This is a genomic window from Amnibacterium sp. CER49 (assembly GCF_029846255.1).
GTDB lineage: Bacteria > Actinomycetota > Actinomycetes > Actinomycetales > Microbacteriaceae > Amnibacterium.
In genome coordinates this window covers 573,509-586,228 of record NZ_JARVWQ010000002.1, presented here as the reverse complement: position 1 = coordinate 586,228, position 12,720 = coordinate 573,509, and the positions used below count along the sequence as shown (strand labels likewise).

At 73.8% G+C, this 12,720-nt stretch carries 13 protein-coding genes; 6 read left to right on the top strand and 7 right to left on the bottom strand.

All coding sequences use genetic code 11. The features are described 5' to 3' along the window. Positions 1–28: 28 nt before the first annotated feature. Together QDR37_RS12765 and QDR37_RS12760 are read left to right on the top strand one after the other, a co-directional pair. The gene (locus QDR37_RS12765; protein WP_279714167.1) at positions 29–211 is read left to right on the top strand and encodes a hypothetical protein; all 183 of its coding nucleotides are present in this window, start codon (positions 29–31) and stop codon (positions 209–211) included. Between the two features lie 337 nt (positions 212–548). Continuing rightward, positions 549–1,469, top strand: coding sequence for a patatin-like phospholipase family protein (locus QDR37_RS12760; RefSeq protein WP_279714166.1), 921 nt, complete (start codon positions 549–551; stop codon positions 1,467–1,469). A 76-nt stretch (positions 1,470–1,545) separates the two neighbouring features. Here QDR37_RS12760 and QDR37_RS12755 read toward each other — a convergent pair whose 3' ends face one another. Next, entirely contained in the window at positions 1,546–2,670 is a 1,125-nt protein-coding gene (locus tag QDR37_RS12755) for a Gfo/Idh/MocA family oxidoreductase (RefSeq protein WP_279714165.1), read from the bottom strand. Continuing rightward, positions 2,667–3,491 (bottom strand): sugar phosphate isomerase/epimerase, encoded by an 825-nt coding sequence (locus tag QDR37_RS12750; protein WP_279714164.1) that lies wholly within the window; start codon positions 3,489–3,491, stop codon positions 2,667–2,669. Before QDR37_RS12750 ends, QDR37_RS12755 begins: the two co-directional genes overlap by 4 nt. 110 nt (positions 3,492–3,601) lie before the next feature. Between QDR37_RS12750 and QDR37_RS12745 the strand changes: the two genes are divergently transcribed. The 3 genes from QDR37_RS12745 to QDR37_RS12735 are packed head-to-tail and all read left to right on the top strand — an operon-like array spanning position 3,602 to position 5,444. Next, entirely contained in the window at positions 3,602–4,216 is a 615-nt protein-coding gene (locus QDR37_RS12745; RefSeq protein ID WP_279714163.1) for a TetR/AcrR family transcriptional regulator, read from the top strand. A gap of 58 nt (positions 4,217–4,274) precedes the next feature. Next, entirely contained in the window at positions 4,275–4,889 is a 615-nt protein-coding gene (locus QDR37_RS12740) for a dihydrofolate reductase family protein (protein WP_279714162.1), read from the top strand. Between the two features lie 6 nt (positions 4,890–4,895). Beyond that, positions 4,896–5,444, top strand: coding sequence for an AAA family ATPase (locus tag QDR37_RS12735; protein ID WP_279714161.1), 549 nt, complete (start codon positions 4,896–4,898; stop codon positions 5,442–5,444). Positions 5,445–5,465: 21 nt separating this feature from the next. Here the strand turns inward: QDR37_RS12735 and QDR37_RS12730 are convergent, their stop codons facing one another. Then, positions 5,466–6,296: an oxidoreductase gene (locus QDR37_RS12730; RefSeq protein WP_279714160.1), complete on the bottom strand. Its 831-nt coding sequence runs from the start codon at positions 6,294–6,296 to the stop codon at positions 5,466–5,468. Positions 6,297–6,654: 358 nt separating this feature from the next. Between QDR37_RS12730 and QDR37_RS12725 the strand changes: the two genes are divergently transcribed. Then, entirely contained in the window at positions 6,655–8,058 is a 1,404-nt protein-coding gene (locus QDR37_RS12725; RefSeq protein ID WP_279714159.1) for an HNH endonuclease signature motif containing protein, read from the top strand. 39 nt (positions 8,059–8,097) lie between these two features. Here QDR37_RS12725 and QDR37_RS12720 read toward each other — a convergent pair whose 3' ends face one another. The 4 genes from QDR37_RS12720 to QDR37_RS12705 all read right to left on the bottom strand — a co-directional run bounded on the left by QDR37_RS12720 (position 8,098) and on the right by QDR37_RS12705 (position 12,617). Then, the gene (locus QDR37_RS12720) at positions 8,098–8,820 is read right to left on the bottom strand and encodes a 2-phosphosulfolactate phosphatase (RefSeq protein WP_279714158.1); all 723 of its coding nucleotides are present in this window, start codon (positions 8,818–8,820) and stop codon (positions 8,098–8,100) included. An 8-nt stretch (positions 8,821–8,828) separates the two neighbouring features. Next, complete coding sequence (gene nadE, locus QDR37_RS12715; protein ID WP_279714157.1) at positions 8,829–9,656, bottom strand: ammonia-dependent NAD(+) synthetase; 828 nt, start codon at positions 9,654–9,656, stop codon at positions 8,829–8,831. A gap of 106 nt (positions 9,657–9,762) precedes the next feature. Beyond that, positions 9,763–10,644, bottom strand: a complete 882-nt coding sequence (locus QDR37_RS12710; RefSeq protein WP_279714155.1) for a biopolymer transporter Tol — start codon at positions 10,642–10,644, stop codon at positions 9,763–9,765. Between the two features lie 11 nt (positions 10,645–10,655). Continuing rightward, positions 10,656–12,617 (bottom strand): beta-galactosidase, encoded by a 1,962-nt coding sequence (locus QDR37_RS12705; RefSeq protein WP_279714153.1) that lies wholly within the window; start codon positions 12,615–12,617, stop codon positions 10,656–10,658. Positions 12,618–12,720 lie beyond the last annotated feature (103 nt).

The window sequence follows — 12,720 nt, the reverse complement described above, 5'->3', positions numbered from 1 at the left end:
CCCCGGGCGGCGGGGCAGGATGCAGGGCATGACGCCGCCGCGGGAGGGTCTCGGTGCGGTGCTCCTCCGCCTGGCGAGGCGGCACGGCTCCGACGGGGGCGCTTCGATCGTGCGCTTCGCCGATGTCAGGAACGCGGATCCGCTCGCCGTCGCCGAGGCCGAGCACCGCTACCAGCACCGCGACGACGAGGACCACGTCGAGCGGGGGTGATCCCGCAGGGCCCGGAACCCGCTGCGGTGGGGGCGGCGGGCTCCGGGCCTCCCAGGGGAGGGTGGGAGCGATGTTAGAAGCCACGAACGCGGGCGCGGCAGGCCCACTTCAGGTGCCGCGGCATCCGACGGCACGCGGCACGACATCAGGCCCGTCCCTTGCGAGCAGGTCTCCCGCTGTGCGACGGTGCCCCTGATCGTCATGCACCGGCAGGAGGTGAGACCCGTGACCGCACCGCCCGTACCCGTCGTGGGTGCTCCCCGCCGTGCACGATCGAGCGGCTGACGGACGCCGCTTCCGGGGGGCCGCACCACGCGATCCGCGAGAGGCGACTCCGATGAGCGCAGCACCTGACTTCTTCCCCCTCCCCGAACCCCGCTCCCTGCCGCCCTTCGATCGCGGGCGGGCGCTCGTGCTCGGCGGCGCCGGCGCCGTCGGCAACGCCTGGGAGATCGGCCTGGTCGCCGGTCTGCTCGAGGGCGGTCTCGACGTCACGGACGCCGATCTCGTCGTCGGCACCTCCGGCGGCGCGACCGCTGCGATCCAGCTCACGAGCGGGCGGTCGCCGCGCGACCTGCTCGCCGACATCCTCGACACCGCCACCCCGCGGCCCACCCCGCCTCCGGCCGCCCCTGCAGGACCGGCGGTCGATCACCTGGCCCGCACCGGCGCGATCATCGCCACGGCCTCGGACCCGGCCGACATGCGCAGGCGGATGGGCGCAGCCGCGATCGGGCTCGACCCGGACGGCTCGGCGTCCGCGCGCTGGCGCTCGATCGTCGCCGCGCGGCTGACGGGCCTCGACTGGCCCCAGCGGGCGGTGCTGATCCCGGCGGTCGATGCACGGACCGGCGACCCGGTCGTGCTCCACTGCGGAAGCGGCGTGCAGCTCGTCGACGCCGTGGCGGCGAGCACCTCGAGCGGTGCCGCGTACCGCGTCGGCGAGCGCCGCTTCCTCGACGGCGGCTACCGCCGCAACGAGAACGCCGACCTCGCCGCCGGTGTCGCCCGGGTGCTCGTGCTCTCACCGTTCGGCGGCCGCACGCGGCATCCGGAGGAGTGGGGCATGCAGCTCACGGCGCAGGTCGAGGGACTGCGGAAGGGCGGCAGCCGCGTCGAAACCGTGTTCCCGGCGGACGATGCGGCCCACCTGTTCGGGCCGGACGCCGGGAACGTCGCCCTCCGGCCCGCAGCGGCGCGCTCCGGCCGGAGCCAGGGCCGATCGCTCGCGGAGCGGCTCGGCCCGTTCTGGCGCTGAGTCCTTCGAGCGGCGCTGAACGACAGGCGCCCGGGACCCGCGTCGGGATCCCGGGCGCCCGCCTCCGTCGTGGTGCCTACAGCGTCGCCGCGAACGGGTCGAAGCCCTCCGGCAGCAGCGGCACCGGCGCGACCGTGCTCGCGACGTCGACGAAGCGCCCGGAGAGAGCCGACTCCTGCGCGGAGAGCAGCACGTCGAGCACGTGCAGCCCGAGCTCGCCGGAGGCGACATGCGGCCGGCCGGCGGCGATCGCCCGCACCATGTCGAGCACGCCGAGGCCGCGGCCGACCTCGGCGCCCTGCTCCTCGACCTCGATCCACGGCTGGTCGGTCGACTGCCCGTCGCGGAGCACGCCGAGCGGCTTCACGTAGGCGGTGCGCCCGGAGAACCGGTTCGGGTCCGGCAGCACGATCGAGCCCTCGGTGCCGTGGATCTCGAGCACGCCGTGCCGCTCGAGCGCCGAGTCGAAGCTGAGCAGGCTCTGCGCCTGGGCTCCGGCCTCGAACGCGGTGAGCACCTGGATGGTCGACGGCACCTCGACGGGGAACGTGCTGCCCGCATTCGGCCCCGTGTGGATCTCGCGCTCATCCCGGGCCTTCATGCCGAGCGCGCCGACCCGGGCGACCGGGCCGAGCACGCTGACGAGCGCTGAGAAGTAGTACGGGCCCATGTCGAGCAGCGGGCCCGCGCCGTGCGCGAAGAGGAACCCGGGGTTCGGGTGCCAGAGGTCCGGCCCCTGCGTCTGGAAGGCGGTCTGCGCGAAGAGCGGCTCGCCGATGGCGCCCGCCTCGATCGCGCGCCGCGCGCTCTGGAAGCCGGGACCGAGGAGCGTGTCCGGCGCCGAGCCGATGCGGAGGCCCGCGGCGTGCGCCTGGTCGACGAGCGCGACGGCGGCCGCGCGCTCCAGCCCGAGCGGCTTCTCGCTCCAGACGTGCTTCCCCGCCGCGATCGCGGCCGAGGAGACCTCGATGTGCGCCGCAGGGATCGTGAGGTTCACGACGAGCTGCACGTCCGGGTGGGCGAGCACGTCCTGCGCCGTGCCGGACGACGGCACCCCGTGCTTCTCGGCCTGGGCCCGCGCCCGGTCCGTGTCGAGGTCGCCGACGACGAGCACCTCGACGTCGGGGAACGAGTCCAGGTTCTCGAGATAGGTGTCGCTGATGACCCCGGTCCCGATGACGCCGACGCCGACGGCGCTCATCGGATGTAGCCGCCGTCCTTGAGGAACGCGTAGGACGCGGCGATGTCCTCGAACACGTCGCCGGGGGCGTGGTCGTACTCGATCACGGCGTACTGCAGCGCGGTGGCGGCGTGCAGCGACTCGACGAGCGGCACGTCGCCCTCCCCGGCGCGCCGCTGGTCGAGGCTCGACGAGGCGAAGGCGGGTGCGTCGGGCGCGAACGGGTTGCTCGGCGGCACGACGCCGTCCTTGATGTGCTCCGCGACGAGTCGCTCGCCGATGCGGGCGACGAGCGCCGGCACGTCCTGACCGCCGGTCAGGGCCCAGAAGAGGTCGAGCTCGATCGCGACGCGCTCGTCGGTCAGCGCGAGGAAGCGCTCGTAGGCGGGCCGGCCGTCGAACTCGGCGAGGAACTCCTGCGCGTGGTTGTGGTAGCCGACCGTGAGGCCGAACGATGCCGCGACCTCGGTGAGCCCGTTCAGCCGGTCGGCGATGTCCGTGACGCCGTCCTCCGTGATCCAGCGCTGGGCCGGCACGAACGGATCGATGACGGTGCGGATGCCGATGGTGGCGGCGGCCTCGAACACGACCTCGGGCTTCGGCGTCGGGATCGAGCCGTCCGGCGTCCAGAGCTCGTCCGAGAGCAGCGGCGCGTGCCCCGTGGGCGAGGCGAGGCCGGCGGCGTCGAGGGCGGTGCGGATCTCCTTCGGGCGGCCGACGAAGTCGAAGGCCTCGACGTTCCTGAGGCCGATGGCGGCGAGTCGTTCGAGCGACCCGTTCATGTCGGCCGAGAACTGCTCGGCGAGGGAGTACAGCTGCACGGAGGCTTCAGGTCGGGCCACGTCGTCCTTCTTCTTCGAGGTCGGGTGCACCCGGTCGGACGCACGGTGCGGTGGAACCCGAGGCTACACGAAAACATCCAACCGGAGGTATTCGGCGGTAGGATGCAGGGATGGGCGAGGAACCACGCGAGGCGCCGCGGGCGCGCGGCACCTATGCGAAGGGCGTCGCCCGACGCCGGGAGATCCTCGACTCCGCGATCGAGGTGTTCGCCCAGCGAGGCGCCGATCGGACGAGCCTCCGCGCCATCGCGCAGGAGGTCGGCGTGACGCACGCCGCCCTGATCCACCACTTCGGCACCCTCGAGGCCCTGCTCGTCGAGGTGTACCGCGAGTCCGCGCAGCGGCTCGAGGGCGAGCAGCCGGCGTCCGACGACGTCTCGCCGGTCGAGCTGATGCGGCTGTCGGCGGAGCGGAACCGCGACGTGCCCGGCATGGTGCAGCTGTACACGACGCTCGTCGCGTCGGCGCTCGAGGAGGGGCACCCGGCTGCGCGCGCCTTCGCCACCGAGCGGTTCGCGGACGTCCGGCGCCGCCTCGCCGAGCAGATCCGGGCGCGGCAGGCGGACGGCCGGCTCCGGCCGGATCTCGACGCCGACCAGGTCGCGGCGCTCGTGATCGCCGCGTCCGACGGACTGCAGACGCAGTGGCTGCTCGAGCCGTCGGTCGACCAGGTCGGCGCCCTCGCGCTGCTCGACCGGCTGCTCGGGGAGGCGCCGGCCGGCTGACGGGCGCACCGACGTCGCCGACGTTGACGGCCGTCGTCCCGACCACGAGGGTGGCGGGGTGGGCAGCATCGTGGTGCAGGAGTTCATCAGCCTCGACGGCGTCATCCAGGGCGGAGGCGGTCCGGACGAGGACCGCGACGGCGGCTTCGACCTCGGCGGCTGGGCGATGGACTTCGACGCCGCGCACGACCGGGCGGACGAGGGCGGCCCGGTCGTGATCGGCTGGGAGCGCGGCATCGCGGCGCTGCTCCTCGGCCGCCGCACCTACGAGATCTGGGCCGGTGCATGGGGCGTGTGGCCCGAGGACGCCGAGGGGCAGATGGGCGAGTTCACGCGGCTGTACAACCGCATCCCCAAGTACGTCGCCTCGCGGACGCTGACCGAGGTCGGCTGGCGGGGCTCGCAGCTGCTCGGCGACGACGTCCCCGGCGCGGTCGCGCGGCTGAAGCACGAGATCGACGGCGAGGTCCGGGTGTGGGGCAGCTCGGTGCTCGTGCGCACGCTCGCCGAGCACGACCTCGTCGACGAGTACCGGCTGATGCAGTACCCGGTGGTGCTCGGCACGGGCAAGCGGCTCTTCCCGGACGGGTTCCCGCGGACCTCGCTCGCGCTCGCCGAGACCCGCGCGCTCGGGTCCGGGGTCGTGATCAGCACCTATCGGCGCGAGCACTAGCCGGCGATGCGCCCCGCGCTCGTCCTGCTGAACGGGGTGCCCGCGAGCGGCAAGTCGACGCTCGCGCGGGCCTGGTGCGCCCGCCACGCGGACCGGCTGCCGCTCGCGCTCGACCTCGACGTCCTCCGCTCGATGCTCGGCGGTTGGCGCGATGCGCTGCCCGAGGCCGGCCTCGCCGCCCGTGCGATGGCGCTCGCCGCGATCGGGGTGCATCTGCGCGCCGGCCGCGATGTGATCGTCCCGCAGTACCTGCGGCGCGAGGAGTTCGTCGTCGAGCTGCGCGACGTCGCAGAGGGCGTCGGCGCGACGTTCGTCGAGGTCGCGCTCGTCGTCGACGCGCGGACCGCGGGGGAGCGGTTCCGCGCCCGGGCGCGCGGGATGAGCGACGCGACCGGGAACCCCCACGGCGAGCTGGAGGGACCCATCGACGCGGTGGTGCGCGGGTTCGAGCGGTTCCTCGCGACGCGACCCGGCGTCATCCGGGTGACGGCGCCGGGGAGCGACGGCGTCGATCTGCTCGACGCGCTCGTCGCCTCGGCACGCGCGAGCGCCTGAGCGCCTCCGGGGAGCGCCTCGTCAGTCGTCGAAGTCGGTGCTGCGGCTGAGCGACGCCCACTCGTCGACCTCGTCGCGCAGGGCGTCGAGCGCGGCGCGGAAGCCGTCGGACGCGTCGTTGCCGAGCAGCAGCATGTACGGCGGGAGCTCGGCCTCGACCGCGGTGATGAGCGCTTCCGCCGCCTTCGCGGGGTCGCCGGGCTGCGTGCCGTGCGCGGTGTCGTGCTCCTTGCGGCGCCTGCCGGCCGTGTCGGCGTAGTCCGCGATCGGGGTCGACGACTGCGTGAGCGAGCGGCCGGCGAAATCCGTGCGGAACCCGCCGGGCTCGACGACCATGGCCGTGATGCCGAGCGGCGCGACCTCCTTGCGCAGCGACAGGGTGAGCGCCTCGATCGCCGCCTTCACCGCCGCGTAGTAACCGGACCCCTCGGGGGAGATGCGCGCGCCGATGGACGAGAGGTTGACGATGGTGCCCGAGCGACGGGCGCGCATGCCGGGCAGAACCGCCTTGATCGTGCGGACGGTGCCGAAGACGTGCGTCTCGAAGAGGCGCCGGACGTCCGCGTCGTCGCCCTCCTCGACCGCGGAGCGGTACCCGTAGCCGGCGTTGTTCACGAGCACGTCGACGCCGCCGAAGCGCTCCTCGGCGGCGTGGACCGCCGCGGCCACCTGCGCGTCGTCGGTCACGTCGAGGGCGACCGCGAGGGCCGAGTCGGGGTGCGTGTCGGCGAGGTCCTGCACCGCCGCCACGTCGCGAGCGGTCACGACGACGTCGTGGCCGTGATCGAGCGCGGCCTGTGCGAAGGCACGGCCGAGGCCGGTGGAGCAGCCGGTGATGAGCCAGGTGGACATGGCTGTCACGCTACGACCGCGGGGCGCCGCCAACCTGAGGCCGGCGGTCGGGGTCCCCGCGCGGTTCCGGGTCGAGGACCCCTCCTCGACGCGGCCGGTGCGGGGACCCGTACCGTCGCTCCCCGGACGCCGTTGTCCAGGTCGCATCGTGATCGCCGGCAGTCGAACCCGGCTGATCGCGAACAGCATCGCCGATCGATGCGCTCCAGCAAGGGACCTAGGGCCGTGTCGTGAGAACGATTCGGTTGCGATTCGCCGTGGCGGCGCTGTGAACAGCGCGTCCCCTGGGGAGGAGTGGGTGTCCGTTCGTATACGTATTCGAACCGGGAATGTCGGTGGCCGTTGATGGGATCGGCGCATGGAACACGGATCCCCTGGTGAGGAGCAGAACCAGGAGTCGCCGCCGGGTGAGGGCGCGCAACTCTTCGACCGACTGAACGAGGGGGTCAGCGGCGCCGCTCGGGCGGTGCATCTCGCGGAGGCCCTGCGGGCGCAGGCGGTGCTCGCGCTGTGGGACGCGGTCGTCGCCGACGAGCACGAGCGTGGCATGTCGACCCAGCCCGGTGGCCGCGCGGAGCGCGCCTTCGCGGTCCATCTCGCCGGCCTGCTCTCGGTGTCGCGCGGCTGCGCGATCCGATGGCTGCACACCTCGCTCGCGATGCGCGACGGGCTGCCCTGCTCGTTCACCGCGTTCCTGTCGGGCGAGTTCGGCTGGCGGTCCGCCGAGTCCGTCGTGCAGAACGCCGGCGGGCTGCTCGGGCCGTCGCGAGCCGAGTACGACGAACGCGCCGCCGCGCTCGCCGCCGACACCGTGCCGCAGCGGCTCGACGCGGCCCTCGTCCGCCTGCACGACGCTCTCGATCCGGACGAGGCCACCGAGCGCGCCGCGAGCGCCTTCCGCTCGCGCCGCGTGTCCGCGCGCCCGGGGCCCTGCGGCGAGGGCCGGCTCACCCTCACCGGCCCCGAGACCGACATCGCCGCGGTGTACGAGACGGCCCGTCGCGCCGCCGTCGCCGCGCACCGGGTGGAGGGCGAGGACCGGCCGATCGGCGTGCTCATGTACGACTCGCTGCTCGACGTCGTGCTGCACGGCCTCGCCGTCGCTCCGGGCGAGCTCGACCTCCGTGGCGCAGCGCCCACGCCCGCCGATCCCTTCCAGCGACTCGGCGACCCCCGGGTCCCGCAGCGCAAGGCGATCTCCGCGGAGATCCTGGTCACCGTGCCCGCGGCCACCGCCACCGGCATCGGGAACGCACCCGGGCGTCTCGCCGGCTGGGGCTCGCTCGCGGCCGCGGAGGTGCGGCGCATCGTGGCCGCTGCCCGCTTCTGGACCCGCGTCGAGGTCGATCCGGTCGACGACGCGATCCTCGCGTTCGACTCCGCGCAGCGCACCATCCCCACCGCGCTCCGGCGGCTCATCCAGGCCCGGTCCGAGACCTGCGACGAGGTCGCCGGCTGCCCCGTGCCCGCCCTCCACTGCGACATCGACCACGTGATCCGCGTCGAGCACGGCGGCCGCACCGTGGCGATCAACCTGTCGGCGCTGTGCCGGCCCGGGCACCAGACCAAGGACGACGGCTACGTCGACGTCGAGCGCACCGCCGACGGCGGCCTCGTCTGGCGCACCCGCTGGGGCGGCCGGTTCGTCACGCGGCCCGCGACCCGCATCCGGCCGAAGCCGCAGGCCGACGACCAGACCCGAGACGCGGAGAGTGAGGCGGACGAGGATGACGGCGTCATGCCCTGGCACATGGCGGCCTGACCACGGGTGCGGCACGGCCGCGCGGGTGGCGGCTCGGACTCACGCCGCCACGAACCACCCGTCCTGCAGCACGGGCATCATCGTGCTCGCCTCCCGTTCGCCGGCGATCCTCACGTCCTCGCCGAACCCGGCCACGACCAGCTCGCGTCCGCTGGCGCACGACCGCAGCCCGTCGATCGAGAAGGTCGCCCCCGCCGCCGCGCCAGCGACGGCCTCAGGGGAGCGTTCGGCGTCCGTCGCCAGTGCCGCGAGCACCGAGCCGGCGCCCCAGAGGTCCTCGACGGCCCAGCGGAGCGAGCCGTCGGTCCACCGCTCACCGGCCGCGATCACGGCGAGCGACGTGCCCGGCTGCTCGAGATGCCGGTCGGCGAACCGCGCGACCGCGCCGGCGTTCCGCAGGCAGGCGGCGATCACGGTCGCGCCCGCGTCCGAGAGCGCGGCGGCGATCGTCGCGCCGTTCGGTGACGGCAGCACCAGGCGCTCCACGGCGGATGCGCGCTGCAGCGAGGCGGGGGAGAGGCTCGGCCGATCGAGGCTCCTTGCGCTGGCGAGCACCGCCTGCTCCCGCTCCGCGGTCGCGACGGCCCTCGCGTCCCGTGCGGCGATCGGCAGCACCGCGATCCCGCGCTCGACCGCGACCGACACCGTGGTCGAGAACGAGAGCACGTCGACCACCACCGCGAGCACGCCCGGACCGGCCGCGATCGCCCGCGCTCCCTCGAGGCCGTACTCGAACCGGACCCGGAACGCGGCCTGGTCCACCGGCGCACTCAGCCCTGCTTCCACCAGTCGTCGAACGGCGTGACCGGCAGGTGCCGCTTGTGCTGCGTGACCCGCCACCAGCGCTCGATGCGGTCCGTCGCCTCCTGCGGCACGTCGCGGCCCTCGAGGTAGGCGTCGATGTCGGCGTACTGAACGCCGAGGTTGTCCTCGTCGGTCTGGCCGGGGTGGTCGTCGAGCAGATCCGCGGTGGGCGCCTTCGTGTACAGCCGCTCGGGCGCGCCGAGGTGCTTGAGCAACGAGGCGCCCTGGTTCTTCGTCAGGCCGGTGAGCGGCGTGACGTCGACCCCGCCGTCGCCGTACTTCGTGAAGAAGCCCGTCAGCGCTTCAGCGGCGTGATCGGTGCCGACGACGAGCGCCACGTGCTCGCTCGCGATGGCGTACTGCACGACCATCCGGGTACGGGCCTTCGCGTTGCCCTTCGCGAAATCGCTCATCGGCCGCCCCATCGCCGACTCGTACTCGTCGGCGAGCGCGTCGACCGAGCCCTTGATGTTCACGGTGCGCACCTCGTCGGGCGCGATGAATTCGAGCGCGGTCTGCGCGTCGTCCTCGTCGGCCTGCACGCCGTACGGCAGACGCACGGTGATCAGCGTCGCCTCGAGGCCCTGCTCGCGCGCGCGCTCCGCGGCGAGCTGGCAGAGCCGCCCGGCGAGCGTGGAGTCCTGGCCGCCGCTGACCGCGAGCACGAAGCCCTTCGTCCGCGACGCCTTCAGGTAGTCGACGAGGAAGTCGCGCCGGCGAGCGATCTCGGTCTCGGGATCGACCGTCGGCACCGCGTCGAGCTCGGCGAGGATGTCTGCTCTCGAAGTCGGCATGGCGCCACCATACGGCGGGCGCCCAGGCGGACGCTGCGCACCTCCGCGGCCCGCAGCCGACCGGCAGCGGGCGGGGACGCGACGGCCGCTGCAGGCGGGGCCCCTGCTACCGCTGCTCGAGCGGGTAGGCGCAGTAGGCGAACCGCCTCGAGTCGGGGGACCAGCTCGGCACGTTGATCGTGCCCTGGCCGCCGAAGAGGTCGATTCCCGCGAGCTCGGTGGACCAGTCGTCCGCATCGACGACGCGCAGCCGCACGTCGTGGTCGGCCGGGTGGCCCTGCGTGCCGGGCGGGAACACGAGATGCACCCCGTGCCGGCCGTCGGGGGAGAGGTGCGGGAACCAGTCGACCGTCTCGCTCGCGCGGAGCCGCTCGACCTCGCCGCCCTCGACCGGCACCCGCGCGAGCTGCGCGTGCCCCGGTGCCTCGGTGAACGCCTCGGTGTTGAACAGCAGCCAGCGGCCGTCCGGGCTGAACTCCGGGCCGTCGAGATGGCGGTCGCTCGTCTCGAGGATGCGGGTCGGGCCGCGGCCGCCCGTGTCGAGCAGAGCCAACCGTCCGGGGTTCGCGAAGTCGCCGTCCTCGATCGCGACGTAGGCGAGCGTGGCGCCGTCGGGGGAGACGCCGTGCAGGAAGTGGGCGTCGCCGTCCTCCGGCGTGACCCGCGCGACGGCACCGCCCGCGATCGAGCCGCGATAGATGTGGAAGTCGTCCGCGCTGAGGAACACGGTGCGGCCGTCGGGGGCGAGCACGTGATCGTTGTTGATGGGCGGCAGGCCCTCGAACGGCACCCGCTCGAGCGCGCCGCTCGCGAGATCGAGCCGCCACAGCAGCCCGTCGCCGTTCACGTACAGGGCGTCGCCGTCGAGCGACCAGTTCGGCGCCTCGAGCAGCACGTCGTCGCGCTCGAGCACGAGCGAGGTCGTCCCCGATGCGAGGTCGAAGATCCACACCTGAGCCCGCTGATCGGGTCGGAGCGTCCGTGGCATGTGGCTTCCCTTCAGTCCGCTCGTCCGTCGTCGGCCGTCGCTCCCGTCGGAAGGACGGCGGATCCGTGGGGCTCGAGCCGGGTCCCCGCCGCCTCGACCTCGTGGTCCGTGTGGTTCAGCAGGAACAGCCGGTCGCCGCGTCGTACCGCTTCCACCCCGTCGGGCGTCTCGGGCACGCCCGGCTCGACACCCGCCTCCGCGAGCACCCGGTCGACCACGGCCCCGAGGTCGTCCGGCGCCGTGGCGACGTACCAGGCCGCGCCGGCGCCGGAGCCGTTACGGGTGATCGCAGGCAGGCCGTCGAGCATGCCGCCGGCGAACGTGCTGAGGACCTCGGCGCCCGCGACCCGGACGACCTCGCCCCACTCCTGCGCGGACCCGGCAGCGAGCCCGGCGAGCTCGAGCGCCGGCACCGGGCCGCCCGTGACGGACGGCTCCGCGGGCGGCGCGAACTCCTCGATGCGGATCCCGAGCACGTCCCGGAGCGCGCCGAGGTAGCCGCCGAGCAGCACGTGCAGGTGCTCGTCGAGGATGGCCGTCTGGTAGCCGACGACGAGGGTGCCGCCCCCGCGCACATAGCCTGCGAGCCGGTCCTGCGCCGCCTGCGGCAGCACCTGCGTGCCCGCCGCGATCACGACGCGGTAGCCCTCGACGTCGCCGTCCGGCCGGACGAAGTCGACGAGCACCCCACGCCGCCACAGCTCGCGGTACCAGCGCAGCAGCAGCCGCTGGTACGACAGCTCGGCCGGCGTGGCCGCCTGCTCGAGCGCCCACCAGCTGTCCCAGTCGAGCACGATCGCGACCGGTGCCGTCAGCCGGGTGCCGACGAGGTCCGACAGCCCAGCGAGCTCCTGCCCGAGCGCCACGGTCTCGCGGAAGATCCGGGTGTCCTCGCCGCCGTGCGGCAGCATCGCCGAGTGGAACTTCTCCGCTCCGGCGCGGGACTGCCGCCACTGGAACTGCATGACGCCGTCCGCGCCGCGCGCGACGGCCTGCAGGCTGAGCGCGCGGTACATGCCGGGAGGCTTCGGCGCGTTGCGGCGGCGCCAGTTCACGGCGCTCGTCGACTGCTCCATCAGGATCCAGGGCTTGCCGCCGCCGAGGGACCGCATGAGGTCGCGGGTCATCGCCGCGATCACCGGCGCCGCCGGGTCGGCGGGGTCCACGTAGTGGTCGTCCGAGACGAAGTCGAGCAGCGCGGCGTGCCGCCAGTAGTCGAGCGGCTTGAAGAAGCCCATGAGGTTGGTGGTGATCGGCACGCCGGGCGAGACCTCGCGGAGGATCGCCGTCTCCGCCCGGTACACCTCGAGCCACGCGTCCGACGAGAAGCGGTCGAAGTCGAGCAGCTGCGTCGGGTTGCGGAACGTCGGCGCGGTGCGCGGTGGACGGATCTCGTCGAACGACGAGTACGCCTGCGACCAGAACGCCGTGCCCCACGCCTCGTTCAGGGTCGCCACGTCGCCGTAGCGGTGCTCGAGCCAGCGGCGGAAGGCGGCAGCGGACTCGTCGGAGTAGTCGCGGTGCACGTGGCAGCCGAGCTCGTTGTTCACGTGCCACGCCTCGAGCGCCGGGTGGCTCCGGTAGCGCTCCGCCACGGCGCGCACGAGCCGGTCCGCGTAGCGCCGGTAGGTCGCCGAGCTGGGGGAGTAGTGCTGCCGCGACCCGACCGAGAGCACCACGCCGTCCTCGGTGACGGGGAGGACGTCGGGGTGCTCGTGCACGAGCCACGGCGGCGGTGACGCCGTCGCGGTGGCGAGGTCGACGCGGATGCCGCCGGCATGGAGGCGGTCGAGCACGTCGTCGAGCCAGCCGAACTCGAAGCGGCCGTCCTGCGGCTCCAGCGTGGCCCACGAGAAGACGCCGACCGTCGCGATGGTGACGCCCGCCCGCTGCATGAGGCGGACGTCCTCGTCCCACACCTCCGCGGGCCACTGCTCGGGGTTGTAGTCGCCGCCGTACCAGAGCCGGTCCACGTCGTTCCCTTCGTCGTGCTGCTCGCAGCGCCGCGTGTTCGGCGCCCCGCGGTCCTCTGCGAGACGGGGACGAGCGCGTCCCCCTCGCATCGCGCCGTTCGAT

What these genes read in the sequence shown, in the direction of transcription:
- QDR37_RS12710 (WP_279714155.1), bottom strand. Translation starts at nt 10,644, where the DNA reads ATGCCACGGACGCTCCGACCCGATCAGCGGGCTCAGGTGTGGATCTTC.
- QDR37_RS12730 (WP_279714160.1), bottom strand. Translation starts at nt 6,296, where the DNA reads ATGTCCACCTGGCTCATCACCGGCTGCTCCACCGGCCTCGGCCGTGCC.
- QDR37_RS12735 (WP_279714161.1), top strand. Translation starts at nt 4,896, where the DNA reads ATGCGCCCCGCGCTCGTCCTGCTGAACGGGGTGCCCGCGAGCGGCAAG.
- nadE (WP_279714157.1), bottom strand. Translation starts at nt 9,656, where the DNA reads ATGCCGACTTCGAGAGCAGACATCCTCGCCGAGCTCGACGCGGTGCCG.
- QDR37_RS12755 (WP_279714165.1), bottom strand. Translation starts at nt 2,670, where the DNA reads ATGAGCGCCGTCGGCGTCGGCGTCATCGGGACCGGGGTCATCAGCGAC.
- QDR37_RS12765 (WP_279714167.1), top strand. Translation starts at nt 29, where the DNA reads ATGACGCCGCCGCGGGAGGGTCTCGGTGCGGTGCTCCTCCGCCTGGCG.
- QDR37_RS12745 (WP_279714163.1), top strand. Translation starts at nt 3,602, where the DNA reads ATGGGCGAGGAACCACGCGAGGCGCCGCGGGCGCGCGGCACCTATGCG.
- QDR37_RS12725 (WP_279714159.1), top strand. Translation starts at nt 6,655, where the DNA reads ATGGAACACGGATCCCCTGGTGAGGAGCAGAACCAGGAGTCGCCGCCG.
- QDR37_RS12760 (WP_279714166.1), top strand. Translation starts at nt 549, where the DNA reads ATGAGCGCAGCACCTGACTTCTTCCCCCTCCCCGAACCCCGCTCCCTG.